Origin of the sequence: Streptomyces incarnatus (genome assembly GCF_001027185.1) — a bacterium.
Taxonomy (GTDB): domain Bacteria; phylum Actinomycetota; class Actinomycetes; order Streptomycetales; family Streptomycetaceae; genus Streptomyces; species Streptomyces puniciscabiei.
In genome coordinates, this window is record NZ_CP011497.1 from 8,283,261 (window position 1) to 8,297,463 (window position 14,203).

General features: G+C 69.9%; 11 protein-coding genes. 8 read left to right on the forward strand and 3 right to left on the reverse strand.

Annotated elements, in window-relative coordinates:
- Nucleotides 1-103: 103 nt before the first annotated feature.
- Nucleotides 104-1,156 carry a PP2C family protein-serine/threonine phosphatase gene (locus ABB07_RS37825; protein WP_208902946.1) on the forward strand — a complete coding sequence of 351 codons (1,053 nt, stop codon included), beginning with the start codon at nt 104-106 and terminating at the stop codon, nt 1,154-1,156.
- A 161-nt stretch (nt 1,157-1,317) separates the two neighbouring features.
- Here the strand turns inward: ABB07_RS37825 and ABB07_RS37830 are convergent, their stop codons facing one another.
- Both ABB07_RS37830 and ABB07_RS37835 read right to left on the reverse strand, forming a co-directional pair.
- Nucleotides 1,318-1,737: a hypothetical protein gene (locus ABB07_RS37830; RefSeq protein ID WP_208902947.1), complete on the reverse strand. Its 420-nt coding sequence runs from the start codon at nt 1,735-1,737 to the stop codon at nt 1,318-1,320.
- Between the two features lie 211 nt (nt 1,738-1,948).
- On the reverse strand, nt 1,949-2,935 hold the full coding sequence (locus tag ABB07_RS37835; RefSeq protein WP_244189665.1) for a L,D-transpeptidase: 987 nt from the start codon (nt 2,933-2,935) through the stop codon (nt 1,949-1,951).
- Nucleotides 2,936-3,298: 363 nt separating this feature from the next.
- Between ABB07_RS37835 and ABB07_RS37840 the strand changes: the two genes are divergently transcribed.
- From ABB07_RS37840 to ABB07_RS37870, 7 genes are all read left to right on the forward strand, one after another.
- The gene (locus ABB07_RS37840; RefSeq protein WP_208902948.1) at nt 3,299-5,881 is read left to right on the forward strand and encodes a Pls/PosA family non-ribosomal peptide synthetase; all 2,583 of its coding nucleotides are present in this window, start codon (nt 3,299-3,301) and stop codon (nt 5,879-5,881) included.
- Between the two features lie 13 nt (nt 5,882-5,894).
- On the forward strand, nt 5,895-9,176 hold the full coding sequence (locus ABB07_RS37845) for a non-ribosomal peptide synthetase (protein WP_208902949.1): 3,282 nt from the start codon (nt 5,895-5,897) through the stop codon (nt 9,174-9,176).
- A 99-nt stretch (nt 9,177-9,275) separates the two neighbouring features.
- The gene (locus ABB07_RS37850) at nt 9,276-10,280 is read left to right on the forward strand and encodes a TauD/TfdA family dioxygenase (RefSeq protein WP_208902950.1); all 1,005 of its coding nucleotides are present in this window, start codon (nt 9,276-9,278) and stop codon (nt 10,278-10,280) included.
- Complete coding sequence (gene sbnB, locus ABB07_RS37855; RefSeq protein WP_208902951.1) at nt 10,277-11,347, forward strand: 2,3-diaminopropionate biosynthesis protein SbnB; 1,071 nt, start codon at nt 10,277-10,279, stop codon at nt 11,345-11,347. The genes ABB07_RS37850 and sbnB overlap by 4 nt, the downstream gene beginning before the upstream one ends.
- A 36-nt stretch (nt 11,348-11,383) precedes the next feature.
- Nucleotides 11,384-12,367: a 2,3-diaminopropionate biosynthesis protein SbnA gene (gene sbnA / locus ABB07_RS37860; RefSeq protein WP_208902952.1), complete on the forward strand. Its 984-nt coding sequence runs from the start codon at nt 11,384-11,386 to the stop codon at nt 12,365-12,367.
- 31 nt (nt 12,368-12,398) lie between these two features.
- Nucleotides 12,399-13,157: an SDR family NAD(P)-dependent oxidoreductase gene (locus ABB07_RS37865; RefSeq protein ID WP_208902953.1), complete on the forward strand. Its 759-nt coding sequence runs from the start codon at nt 12,399-12,401 to the stop codon at nt 13,155-13,157.
- A 145-nt stretch (nt 13,158-13,302) separates the two neighbouring features.
- Complete coding sequence (locus tag ABB07_RS37870) at nt 13,303-13,617, forward strand: hypothetical protein (protein ID WP_208902954.1); 315 nt, start codon at nt 13,303-13,305, stop codon at nt 13,615-13,617.
- Between the two features lie 33 nt (nt 13,618-13,650).
- Here the strand turns inward: ABB07_RS37870 and ABB07_RS37875 are convergent, their stop codons facing one another.
- Nucleotides 13,651-14,187: a hypothetical protein gene (locus tag ABB07_RS37875; RefSeq protein WP_208902955.1), complete on the reverse strand. Its 537-nt coding sequence runs from the start codon at nt 14,185-14,187 to the stop codon at nt 13,651-13,653.
- Nucleotides 14,188-14,203: the final 16 nt, after the last annotated feature.

Sequence of the window (14,203 nt, forward strand, 5' to 3'; positions counted from 1 at the left end):
ACAACGAAGCCCGTTATGCCCCGATAAGATACCTTTTGTGATCAGGACAGGACGGCCGCGGCGTCACCGCCCTCCGTACGGTGGCCGACGTGACCCCGTACTTATGTCACCCCTGATCCTCACCGTCGTCATCGCCGGCCTGGCCTTCGCCACCCCCAGGGAGATCGCCTTCAGCCGGCTCCTGCCCGCCGCGCCCGCCCTCGCCGCCGCGATGTGGCCGGTGCTCGCCACGATCCTGCTGGGGGCGTTCTGCCTGCTGGTCATGATCGGGCTCAGCCTCGTGTACACGGATCTGGGTACGCCCTACACGGCGGCCGCGATCGTCGCGGTCACTTTGGCGGCCGCCTATACGAGCCACCTGCGGCTCCAGCGCGAGGAGACACTCTTCCAGATCCGGCTCGTCGCCGACGCGGCACAGCAGGTGCTGCTCCGTCCGCTGCCGCGTCGCGTCCAGAATGTCGAGATCGAGTCGCTGTATCTGGCGGCCCAGGAGCAGGCCCGGATCGGAGGCGACTTCTATGAGGTGGCCGACACGCCGTACGGGGTACGGCTGCTCATCGGTGACGTGCGGGGCAAGGGGCTGTCGGCGGTGGGGGCGGCCTCCGCGGTGATCAACTGCTTCCGGGAGAACGCGTACGACCAGCCCGACCTGAGAGGCATCATCCATCGCCTGGAGACCAGCATGTGCCGCTACAGCCTCGCGATCATCGACCCGGACCAGCCGGAGCACTTCGCCACCGCTCTGATCGCCGAGATCCCGTACGCCGGCGGGCATGTGAAGGTCCTGAACTGCGGGCACCCTCCGCCACTGCTGATGCAGAGCGGAGAGATCCGCGTCCTCGAGCCCACGGTCCCCTCGCCGCCCCTCAATCTCTCGGCGCTCCTCGGGGACGACTACCACGTCGACACCGTCGCCTTCGCCTCGGGCGACCAGATGCTGCTCTACACCGACGGTGTGACCGAGACCCGGGACCGCGCCGGCGTGTTCTTCCCGCTGGCGGAGTGGATGCGGCAGCTCGGCCCGGCAGCACCCCGCGAACTGCTGGACCAGCTTCACCGGGACCTCCTCCACTACGGCGGCGGAAGGCTCGACGACGACATCGCCGCCGTCGCCGTGCGCTCCCGGCGCCCCGGACCTCAAGAGCCCTCCGGGTAGCCGCCTGGAAGCCGTGCTGCGGCTGGGTCCGCCTCGTCACGGGCCGGGCTCAGGCCCTGGGCGCCCGGGCGACGTACGACGGCTCCCGGAAGCCGGCGCCGCGGGCACCCTGGACCTGACGCCCGGCGATGGCCGCCGGTCCCGGTGGCCAGTCCGAGCCGTCAGCCGGTGACGTACTGCGGCGCGGAGTACGCAGCCGGAGCTGCCTGCGGCGCGGAATACGGGGATGCCTGCGGGGCGAAGTATGGTGCCGGAGCCGCCTGCGGGGCGGAGTAAGGGGCCGGGGCTGTCTGCGGAGCGGAGTAAGGGGCCGGGGCTGTCTGCGGGGCGGCGTAGGGAGCCGAGTGCGGGGCGTAGTGCGGTGGGCGGTGGTCGTAGCCGTCCCACGTGGCCACTGCGGTGGCCTGTGAGTTGGCCACCGCGGTGCCGCCCCCGACGGCCATGGCGGTGGCCTGTGAGTTGGCCACGGCGGTGATCTGCGGAGGGGCCCCGTGGCCACCGGCGAAGCTGACGCCCGCGCCGAGGACGGACAGGCCCGCGACCGCCGTGGCTACGACGGCAACGCGCTGAATTCTGCGCATGGTTCGTCCCTTTCTTGCCGGGACATCGAGGCCCCGGGTTGACTACTCAACGTGAGAGTATCTGCACGTTTTGTAGCGATTTGGGATTAGCGATGCTCCATGCGCTGTGTCAAGCCTTTCGCTCTACTTTGTACGACAAACGTCATCCGCGCGGCACGGCGGCGCCGGTCGGCATCGTGGAGTGCTGACCGGCGCCGCCCACCGCGGCGCATCACAGCGTCGCGGTCGTCCCCTCCCCGGAGGCGCTGCCCACGAGCCACTGGTCCCAGCCCAGGTTGAAGTCGGCGTAGCCGTTGTCGGCCGAGGCCTTGGCGCGGGGTGAGCCGGTGATGGTGACGGGGTCGCCCTGCTTGACCTGGCCGTAGAACCACTTGGCGTCCGCCATGGACAGGTGGACGCAGCCGTGCGAGCCGCGGGCGCTGCCGCTGCCCGGATTGGGGTCGCCGGTCGAGAAGTGCACGTACGTCCCGGACTGGGTCAGGTGGACGTCCCAGGGCAGCGTCAGGTCGTAGTAGTTGGGGCTGCCCTTGTCGCAGCTGATGCCCACGCTGCAGGAGGTCATGTGGACCTTCTCCTCCTTGTCGATGACGGCCATCGTGCCGTTCCACGTCGGATACTCGGCGCTGCCCGCGTTGATCGACAGCGTGCGCACCAGCTTGCCGCCGCGGGTCACCTTCATGGTGTGGCCGGTCACCGAGACATCGGCCCGTACGTCGTCGCCGATCTGGAAGGTGTGCGTGTAGCTGCGGACGCCGTAGCGACCGTTTCCGTTGCTGACGCCGTTCAGGTCCGCGTCGATCTTCACCTTCGTGCCGGAGGGCCAGTACGTCTTCGGCCGCCAGTCGGCGCGCCGGTCACCGAACCAGTGCCAGGCGCCGGCCACCGGCTGCGAGGCGCTCACCTTCATGTGCTTCTCGACCGCGGCCCGGGCCTTTGCCGCCACCGGGTTCGTGAAGACCACCGAGATCGGCATGGCCACGCCGACCGTGGTCCCCGACTGCGGGGTGATCGTGTCCAGCAGCATCGGCGGCCCCGCGGGCTTCGTCGGTGACGGAGAGGCACTCGCACTCGGCTTGCCCGACGCCTTGGCGTCGCCCCCGCTCGCCTTGTCGCTGCCGCCTCCACCGCAGGCAGTCACGCCCACCAGCATCGCCCCCGTGACGAGTGCGATCCCTATGCCGCCCTTGCGCCGTCCCACGACCTGCCCCGCTCTCTCGCTCCTCGGCCCTCACGGGCCCGACCTCCTGTCAGACAGCGAGCACCGGGGGCACAGTTGCGCGCGTTGCGTAAAACCTGTCTCAAAACTCGGTGCCCACGGCCGGGGCGAAAGTCTGAGGGGCGCACCCCTAGTCGCCCGAGGAGCGCGCGCTGCCGTCCGGGGGACCGCCGTACGGGTGAGTCACGTGCCGCCCGGCCTGGCGGGATACCAGGGGAATATGACCGTACGGATCGCTCTTCGCCGGCGGTTGAATCGGCGGGAAGGTGGCAGGACCGCATCTATCTGGACAAACTGAATCCGCCGGGCCGTGATCAGGAACATCTACGTTCTCCAGGAGATCGCATGGTGGAGCAGTCCTCCCAGGTCGTGTCGGAACCGGACGAACCCGCTGTCGCACTGAGCGGCAGCGGCTCCGGGCGGGCGGAGACCGAGCGGAAGCTGGCGGAGGCACTGGCCGACCTCCTGGGTGTCGAGCGCGTCCCGGTCGACAGCCACTTCTTCGCCGACCTCGGCGCCAACTCCCTGGTCATGGCCCAGTTCTGCGCGCGAATGAGGAAGACAGCGGATCTGCCGTCCCCGTCCATGAGGGACATCTATCAGCACCCCACGATCCAGCGTCTGACGGCGGCCCTCGGAGAGGCCGCTGCTGCGGTCGAGCCGGTGGACGCCCCGTCGGAATCGGCGCCCGTGTCGTCGCCGGCTCCGGCGCCGCAGGGGAGAGCTCGGAGCCATCTGCTCTGCGGAACGATCCAGTTACTGCTCTTCCTGGGCTACTCCCTCGTCTCCGGATTCGTCACCGCCGCGGGTTACGAGTGGATCGCCACCGGTTCGGGGGTGGCCGACGTCTACCTGCGGTCGCTGCTGTTCGGAGGCATCGGGTTCATCGCGTTGTGCGCGCTCCCGGTCGTCGCGAAATGGCTCCTCATCGGCCGCTGGCGACCTGGTGAGTTCCCCGTCTGGGGTCCGGCGTACCTGCGCTTCTGGCTCGTCAAGGTGCTGCTGCACGCCAATCCGATGGTGTTCCTCACCGGGACTCCGCTGTACGTGCTGTATCTGCGGGCCCTCGGCGCGCGGATCGGCAAGGGAGTGACGATCCTCTCCCACTCGGTCCCGGTCTGCACCGACCTGCTGACGATCGGTGCGGGCACGGTGATCCGCAAGGACTCGTTCTTCCTCGGCTACCGGGCCCACGCGGGACACATCCAGACCGGCCGGATCACCCTCGGCAGGGACGTCCACATCGGAGAGAAGACCGTCCTGGACATCGACACGTCGATGGGGGACGGTGCCCAGCTGGGCCACGCGTCCGCCCTGCACCGCGGTCAGGCGGTCCCGGACGGCGAGCACTGGCACGGATCCCCGGCCGAGCCCACCCGGACCGACTACGTCCGGGTCGCTCCGGTCGGCTGCGGCACCGCGCGGCGGGCCTGGTTCGGGCTCGGCACCCTGGTGCAGCTGTTCCTCCTCTACGTTCCGCTGGCCGTCGGCGGTGCGTACATGCTGTTCACCGAGGTACCGGCGATCGGCAAGCGACTCGACCCGCAGACCGCCGCACTGTCCCGGTCGGAACTGCTCTCCGACGCCCTGGTGCTCTCCCTCGTGCTGTTCTTCGGGTGCGCCGCCGTGGGGCTGGTGGCCCTGTGCACGCTCCCGCGCCTGGTGGGTCTGGTCGTCAAGCCCGACAGGGTCTATCCGCTCTACGGGTTCCACTACGCGCTGCACCGGGCCACGGCACGCATGACGAACATCAAGTTCTTCGCCTGGCTCTTCGGCGACAGCTCCTACATCGTGCACTACCTCCGCGGACTCGGATACGACCTGTCACGGGTCGAGCAGACCGGCTCGAACTTCGGCACCGAAGTGCAGCACGAGACACCCCTGTTGGTCTCCGTCGGCAGCGGAACGATGGTCGCCGACGGACTTTCGATCATGAACGCCGACTTCTCCAGTACGTCCTTCCGGCTGTCCCGGGTGTCGATCGGCCCGCACAACTTCCTGGGCAACAACATCGCCTACCCGGCAGGCGGCAGGACGGGGGGCAACTGCCTGCTCGCGACGAAGGTGATGGTTCCCCTCGACGGCGAGGTCCGTGAAGGCGTGGGACTGCTCGGCTCACCGTGCTTCGAGATCCCCCGCTCGGTGGACCGTGACGCACGGTTCGACCACCTCAGGACGGGCGACACCCTGCGCCGCCGGCTCGCCGCGAAGAACCGCTACAACCTTCGCTCCATGGTGCTCATGCTGCTCGTGCGATGGCTGCACACCTTCGCGCTCACCCTGTTCGGTCTCGCCTCGGTGGACCTGTACGGCGTCGTCGGACACGTGGTGATCGCCGGGTACCTGGCGCTCACCCTCGCCTTCTCCACCGCGTACTTCATCCTGGTGGAGCGCTGCATCACGTCGTTCCGTGCCTTGCGCCCCCGGTTGTGCTCCATCTACGACCCGTACTTCTGGTGGCACGAGCGGCTGTGGAAGGTCCCCGACCACTTCCTCAACGTCTTCAACGGAACCCCCTTCAAGAGCCTGGTCTGGCGGCTGCTGGGCGTCCGCATCGGCAGCAGGGTGTTCGACGACGGCTGCTACCTGACCGAGCGGACGCTCACCACCATCGGCGACGAGTGCACCCTCAACGCCGGCAGCAAGATCCAGTGCCACTCGCAGGAGGACGGCACCTTCAAGTCCGACGGCACCACGCTCGGCACCGGCTGCACGCTGGGCGTCGGCGCCCATGTGCACTACGGCGTGACCATGGGCGACGGCTCGGTGCTGGCACCCGACTCCTTCCTCATGAAGGGCGAGGAAGTCCCCAGGAACGCACAGTGGGGCGGCAATCCCGCGGTGGACATGCGCCGGAGCGGCCGCCGGTCCATCGACCTCGGCCGGGCAACGTCATCGCCCAACGCCACTGCAGTCAACGCGAGTTGAGGAAGGCCAATCGATGGGAACGGGCGTGGAAGCGGACCGGGAGTTCTGGCGGCGGGTACTGACCGCCGGCGGTGTCACCACGGTGCCGCGGTGGGTTCCGGAGCCGGCGGCGGGACCGGAAGAGCACGAGCTGCCGGTGCCGGGAGCCGACGAGCACGAGCTGCCGGTGCCGGACGACGTGACGGAGGCGGTGCGGCAGCTGGTCCGGCACCGGGGAGTGCCGGTCAGCGCGTTGCTGCTGGCCGCACACCTCAAGGTGCTGGCCGTGCTGTCCGGCGAGCCCGAGGTGGTCACGGGCTACACCACCGGTGTGCGCGGCGAGCCCCTGCCGTGCCGGTCCGCTGTTCCGCCGGGGACCTGGCAGGCGCTGCTGTCGGCCGCCGAGCACGCCGAGGCGGAGGTGCTGGCACACCGGGAGTTCCCGGTGGAGAAGCTGCGGCGGGAGCTGGGGCTGACGGAGCCGCCGTACGAGGCCGTGTTCGGTCCCATCGGGGCCGACGAGGCCCACGCGGACGACGGCGTCCTGCAGGTGCGCTGGTCCGACCGGAGCGGGCGGCTGACGCTGCGTCTCCGGTACCGCACGGACGTGCTGGACGCCGCGGCCGCCGCGCGTATCGGCGGCTACCACGTCACGGCGCTGCGGCTGATGACACAGGATCCGGACGCCGACCACACGCGGCAGGGCCTGCTGTCGGCCGAGGAGGTGCGCGAGCAGCTGGAAGGCCTGGCCGGGCCCCATCGGCAGCTGCCCGACGCGCGGCCACATGAACTGTTCGAGCAGCGGGTGCGGGCACATCCGCAGGCGGTGGCGGCCGTACACGGCGGACAGGAGTGGACGTACGACGAGCTCAACCGCCGCGCCAACAGGCTGGCCCGAGCGCTGCTGGCCAGGGGGCTGGGCCGGGAGGACGTGGTCGCCGTCGTCACCGAGCGCGACCTGGACTGGACGGCGGCGATGCTGGCGGTGTTCAAGGCGGGCGGCGCGTACCTGCCGATCGAGCCGCACTTCCCGGCCGGCCGTATCGCGGCGACGCTGTCGCGCTCGGGGTGCCGGCTGGTGCTGACCGAGTCCGGCAGTACCCACACCCTCGACCAGGCCCTGGCCACACTGCCGGGAGTCGAGAAGCTGCCGGTCGAGGAGGCGTACGCCGAAGCACACGCCGACGACGACCTCGGCGTTCAGGTCGACCCCGGTCAACTCGCCTACATCTACTTCACGTCCGGCTCCACCGGAGAGCCGAAGGGGGCGATGTGCGAGCACGCGGGCATGCTCAACCACCTGTACGCCAAGATCGACGACCTGGCGCTCGGCGAGGGGTGCGTGGTGGCGCAGACGGCCCCGCAGTGCTTCGACATCTCCCTGTGGCAGCTCATGGCACCGCTGCTGGTCGGCGGGCGGACCCTGCTGGTGGAGCAGGACGTCATCACGGACGTGGAGCGGTTCCTCGACACGCTGGAGCGCGGCCGGGTCGGCGTGACCCAGCTCGTCCCCTCCTACCTGGAGGTCGTGGTCTCCCGTCTGGAGCAGAAGCCGCGCGCCCTGCCGGACCTCAGGTGCGTGTCGGTGACCGGCGAGGCACTGAAGCGGGAGCTGGTCCAGCGCTGGTTCGCGGTCCAGCCGGGCATCGGGCTGCTCAACGCCTATGGGCTGACGGAGACTTCGGACGACACCAACCACGAGGTCATGCGGGAGGTACCCGACCGGGTGCTGCTCGGGCGGCCCGTGGGCAACGTGCGCGTCTACGTCGTGGACGAACACCTGTCGTTGGTCCCGCTGGGCGCCCCGGGGCTGATCGCGTTCTCCGGCGTCTGCGTGGGCCGGGGGTACGTCAACGATCCCGAGCGGACCCGGGAGGCGTACCGGACGGACCCGTACCGGCCCGGTGAACGGCTCTACCTGGGCGGGGACTGGGGTCGCTGGCACCCCGGGGGCAAGCTGGAGTTCCTCGGCCGCCGGGACAGCCAGGTCAAGATCCGCGGCTTCCGGATCGAGATCGGCGAGATCGAGAACTCCCTGCTGCGGGTGGACGGAGTACGGGACGGCGCGGTGGTCGTCACCGAGCGGTCCGGCGGCGGCAAGCAGCTGATCGCCTTCTACTCCGGCCGACAGCAGCTGCCGCAGGTGCTGCGCGAGGCCCTCGCCGCGACCCTGCCCGCCTACATGGTCCCCTCGGCCTTCCACTGGCAGGACAGCCTTCCGCTGACCGCCAACGGCAAGATCGACCGAAAGGCCCTGACGGCACTGGCCGAGGAGTCGGCACCGCAGAGGGAGGCGGGCGACGACGCCGCCCCGCTCAGCCCGACCGAGCGGAGGCTGGCCGCGGCCTGGGCCGAGCTGCTGGGGGTGCCGCAGGAGCGGATCGGCCGTACGGACAACTTCTTCGACTCCGGGGGCACCTCCCTGACCGCGGTCAGACTCAGCCTCGCGCTGGACCGGTCGGTGTCCCTGAAGGACATCACCCGGCACCCGGTCCTCGCCGACCTGGCCGCCCTCATCGACGGCACGGCCCGGCAGCGCCCGGAACTGCTGCTGCCCCTGTCGGACGGCGGCGGTGTGCCGCAGTGCGCCTTGGTGTGCTTCCCCCATGCGGGCGGCAACGCGGTCAACTACCAGCCGCTGGCACGCGCGCTGGCGGGCGGGGGAGTGACGGTGCTCGCCGTGGACCTCCCCGGTCACAGCCTGACCGCACACCCCGAGCCGTTCGCGACGATCGAGCAGGTGGCCGAGCAGGTCACCGCGGAGATCACGGCGCGTGGCCTGACCCGGGTCATGCTGTGGGGCCATTCCTCGGGTGCCGCGCCGGCCATCGAAACGGCCCGGAGGCTCACGCAGCGAGGCGTGCGCGTCACGCGGGTGTTCCTCGGCGCACACCTGCTCGGCACGGCCACCGACCGGCACACGGCGATCGAAGAGCTCGACAGCCGGAGCGACGCCGAGATCGCGGCCCGGCTCACCGCCGACGGCGGCTACCCGGAACTGGCCGAGCTGAACGAACCGCACGCCGAACACCTCGGTGCGGCCTACCGGCACGACTGTGTCTGCGCGCACCGCTACTTCCGCCAGGCCCTCGAAGCGCCGCCGCCGGTGCGGCTGTCCGCGCCGGTCACGGTGGTCGTCGCGGCCGACGACCCGCATACCGACGGCTACGCCGACCACTACCGTGACTGGCTGCTCCTGGCCGAACACGTCGATCTGCACGAACTCGCCGACGGGGGCCACCACTTCCTGCGCACCCGTCCGGCCGAGGCGGCACGGGCCGTCCTGAGCACCGTCGTCCCGCTTGCCTCCTCCTGAGACCCTTCGCAGCACTTGTCTCCTCCTGAGACCCCTCGTCCCACTTGTCTCCTCCTGAGACCCGTCGTACCCCAGGCGGTCGACCGAAAGGAATCCGAGTTGCCGTTCTCATCCCTGGCATCACCGCTCGATGTGGAGCTGCGGCCGGACAAGCCGGCACTGCTGCACGTCGATCCCCTCGACGACGCCCCCAGCTGGGTGGCCGAGTACCGAGCGGCGCTGCGCGCACAGGTCACCGAGCACGGGGCGCTGGTCGTCCGCGGACTCGGGCTGCGCGACATCGATCAGGTCGGTGCCGTCTTCACGCGTCTGGCCGACGGTCTGATGACGGAGCGGGAGGCCTTCGCCCCCCGGCACGCCCACCGTCCCGGCCTGTACGCCTCCACGACCTGGCCGGCCAACCAGCCGATGTGCATGCACCACGAGCTGAGCTACCCGCGTGAGGTGCCCGGCCTGCTGCTGTTCGCCTGCCTGACCGCGCCCGAACAGGGCGGGGCGACGGCGGTCGCCGATGCCGAACAGGTACTGCGGGCCCTGCCCACCGCGCTCACCGAACGGTTCGAGCGGGAGGGCTGGCTGCTGACCCGCACCTACAACGACGAGATCGGGGCGAGCCTGGCGGAGTCGTTCGGCACCGGCGACCGCGCCGAGATCGAGCGCTACTGCCGCGCCAACGCCATCGACTTCACCTGGCAGCCCGACGGGACCCTGCGCACCGAGCAGCGCCGCAGCGCCGTCGTCCGCCATCCGCGCACCGGCCGGCGCTGCTGGTTCAACCAGATCGCCTTCCTCAACGAGTGGACGCTGGCCCCGGAGGTGCGCGAGTACCTGGTCGACGTCTACGGCGAGGACGGGCTGCCGTTCAACACCCGTTACGGCGACGGCAGCCCGATCGGTGAGGACGTCGTCCAGCTGATCAACTCCACCTACGAGGCGCACACCCGGCGCGACCCCTGGCAGGCCGGTGACCTGCTGCTCGTGGACAACATCCGCACCGCGCACAGCAGGGAGGCCTTCACCGGGGAGCGGCAGGTGCTGGTCGGCATGGCCGAGCCCCTGCGGCCGGCCGACGGCTGCCCGGCCCCGGGGGCGAGCGAGCGATGACCGACGTACTGCCGACCGCCGCCCAGCCGGGCATGCCCGCGCGGACTCCCGCGCCGACCTTCGCGGTGATCACCGGGGACCAGGTACAGCGAGCACTGAGGGGGCGGGAGCAGCACCTGGTGGCGCTGGTCGAGGCCGCCTACCGGTTGCACGACGCCGGAGACACGGTCAACCCGCCGTCGTACTTCCTGCGCTTCCCCGACCGGCCCACGGCCCGGATCATCGCCCTGCCGGCCTCCCTCGGCGGATCGGCCCCCGTGGACGGTCTGAAGTGGATCTCGAGCTTTCCGCAGAACGTCGGCGCCGGGCTGCCACGAGCCAGCGCGGTGCTCATCCTCAACGACCACGAAACGGGCTATCCGTTCGCCTGCCTGGAGAGCTCGATCATCAGTGCCACCAGAACCGCGGCGTCGGCGGCGCTGGCCGCCGACCGGCTCAGCCGCGGCCGCCCCCGCCCCACCCGCGTCGGCTTCTTCGGCACGGGCCTGATCGCCCGTTACATCCACACCTTCCTGACCGGCACGGGCTGGGCCTTCGAGGCGGTCGGCGTGCACGATGTGTCCGCCGACAGCGCCACCGGATTCTGCGGCTATCTGCGGCAGGCCGGCACCACCGCACCGATCACCGTCCACGACAGCGCCGAGGACCTCGTCCGCGCCAGCGACCTCGTGGTCTTCGCCACCATCGCCGGCCGCCCCCACGTCAGCGACCCGGCCTGGTTCGGCCACAACCCCCTGGTCCTGCACGTGTCGCTGCGTGACCTCGCCCCCGAGGTCCTGCTGGCCTCGGCCAACTTCGTCGACGACGTCGAGCACTGTCTGAAGGCCGACACGTCACCCCACCTGGTCGAACAGCTCACCGGCAACCGCGACTTCCTGGACGGAACGCTCAGCGACGTCATGGCCGGACGCGCCACACCGCCGGCCGACCGGCCCGTGATCTTCTCGCCCTTCGGACTCGGCGTCCTCGACCTCGCCGTCGGCAAGTACGTCTACGACGAGGTGTCCCGGGCCGGGCACCTCCGTCTCATCGATGACTTCTTCCACGAACTTCGCCGCTACGGCTGAGGCGGTCGCCCTCGGCCCGGCACCAGGAGGTCCGCCGTGCCTGTCATCTCCGCTCCGTACGACTTCAACCAGGGCGATCTCTTCGTCGACCTGGAGTCGATCTGCGGATACCCGCTGTATCTGAAGTGCGAGGCCTTCAACTTCGCAGGCTCCATCAAGCTGAAGGCCGCGAACGAGATGGTCGAGCGCGCCGAGCGCGACGGAATACTGGGACCGGATTCCGTCCTCGTCGAATCGTCCTCCGGGAACCTGGGCGTCGCGCTCAGCATGATCGCCGCGAGCAAGGGCTACCGGTTCCTGTGTGTGACGGACTCCCGTTGCAACCTGTCGACCAGACTGCTGATGGAGGCGCTCGGCAACGAGGTCCACATCGTCGCCGACCAGGACTCCAACGGCGGCTTCCTGGGCACGCGGATCGAGTACGTCCGTGCGCTGTGCGCCTCCGACGACCGATACGTCTGGCTGAGTCAGTACACCAACGAGGGCAACTGGTGGGCGCACTACCGCACGACCGGCCCGGAGATCGCCCGCCAGTTCCCCGACCTGGACGTCCTCTTCGTCGGGGCGGGCACCACCGGGACCCTGATGGGCTGTGCACGCTACTTCCGCCAGTGGCACCGGCCGGTACGGATCGTCGCCGTGGACAGCGTCGGCTCGGTGGCGTTCGGCGGCGAACCCGGCCGCCGGATGATCCCGGGCCTCGGCATGAGCATGCGTCCGCCGCTGCTGGACGAGTCCTATGTGGACGAGGTGATCCAGGTGGAGGAGAGGGACACCATCCGTATGTGCAGGCGCCTGGCCAGACGCGGTTTCCTGTTCGGCGGCTCCACCGGAACGGTGGTCAGCGCCGCCACGGACTGGCTGGCCGAACACGACACACGCGCCGTCACGGCGGTCGCCATCGCACCCGACCTCGGCGAGCGCTACCTCGACACCGTCTACCAGACCAACTGGCTGCAGGACCTGTACGGCGATCAGATACTCGACGCCGCGGACACCGCACAGGCGGACACCGGTTGATCATGCCGACGTCTGGTGACAGGCTGCCGCCGTGGATCTGGGACTTACGGGGAAGACAGCCTTCATCACCGGAGGAAGCAGCGGTATCGGACTGGCCATCGGCCGGGCGCTGCAGGCAGAGGGGGCGGCGGTCACTGTCTGCGGACGGGACCCGGAGAGGCTGAAGGAGTCGGGACTCCCCGGCGTCCAGGCGGACGTCACGGATCCGGACGCGCTCGCCCGGGCCGTGGACGAGGCGGCCGAGCGGATGGGCGGACTCGACCTGCTGGTGGCCAATGCCGGCGGTGTGCACGGCGGTGGGCTGCTGGATTCGACGCCCGAGGACTGGCTGCGGACGTACGAGTTGAACGTGCTGCATGCCGCCCACGCCATCCGCACCGCGGTGCCGCACTTCGAGCGGCGCGGGGGCGGCAGCGCGCTCGTGGTGGCGTCGATCACGGGATGGAAGCCGGGCCCCAGGTCGTCGTACGCCTCGGCGAAGGCGGCGGAGATCCACCTCGCCGCCACACTCGGCCAGGAGCTGGGCCCGCGCAACATCCGGGTGAACGCGCTCAGTCCGGGTTCGGTGATGTTCGAAGGCGGGGGTTGGGCCTGGTTCCGGGACAACCGGCCGGAGCAGTACGAGGCTTTCGCCCGCGACGACTTCCCCTGGGGGCGGCTGGTCGAGCTGGACGAGGTGGCGGACGTGGCGTGCTTCCTCCTGTCGGCCCGCGCCGGCGGGATCAACGGCGCCAACATCTGCGTGGACGGTGCCCAGGACCACCCGAGCGCGGGCCGCTTCTTTCCGTAGACGCTGCCGGCCGAGGCGCCCGCGGCGCCGCCCGCATTGCCCTGGAAGATGTCGTGTGCCGGGCAACCGCGGGCTGCGTGACCGCGTCTTTGACAACTGATCAATGATCGCCGGGCACGACATGACAGCTGAGGGGGAGCGGAGCGTGTCGGACAGCACAGTTGAGAAGAACGAGCCGGAAGTGGTGCCGTTCATGGCGTACTTCTGGGCGACGGTGTTGACCGGGGGTGGCGCCTTCTCGCTGACGGTGCTCGACAACTCGGGCTGGCACCGCTACGCGCACATGCTCGCGTTCGTGAGCGGCCTGATCGGGGTGGGCGAGTGCGTGAAGAAGGCGCGCGAGGCACGGCACGCCGGACTGCCCCAGCCCTGGCTTCCGCCAGTGCTTCTGGCGGGGTACGCGGTGGCTCTCGTGGTGCTGGCCGTGGTGGTACTGGTGCGGCACCACAGCTTTCCGTGACACCATCCCCCGACGGTGGGGTCCGGCGCTGCGTCAGCCTTCCTCCACAGAAGACAGGGCGTCGCTGATCAGGCGCGTGGCGAAGCTGCGGTCGTCGGTGATGCGGTTGATGTGCTCCGCGAGCAGGAAGGCGGTGGCCTCCAGGGGATTCATCTCGTCCTTGGTCCAGTAGCCGTACTGCCTGCGCCACAGGCTGGGGCTCAGGCCGGTGCCTGCGGCGATGACCAGTCCGGCCATGGTGGGAATCGTCTCGGGACGAACACTCTTCGGCATCATGCGCATCGTGGCCACGAGGTGGGGCACCACGCACTCGATGACGTCCTTGTCGTGGTCCTCGTAGGCCATCCGCAGCCACCGCATGAACATGTAGATGAGCGTGCACGCGCCGTCCAGCATGTCCTCGAATCCGCCGGGGCCCAAGGACGCGGCGAACTGGTCGGTGAGCGCTTGTTGTTCCGAGTCGGTCTGGTGGTCGTCGTCGTAGATGGCTTTGAGCCGGGAGTCGATCAGCATGAGCGCTGCGCCCACATCGCCGGCGGGAGCATGCTGGGGGTCGCAGGGCGATGACACAGGATTTCTCCTCCGG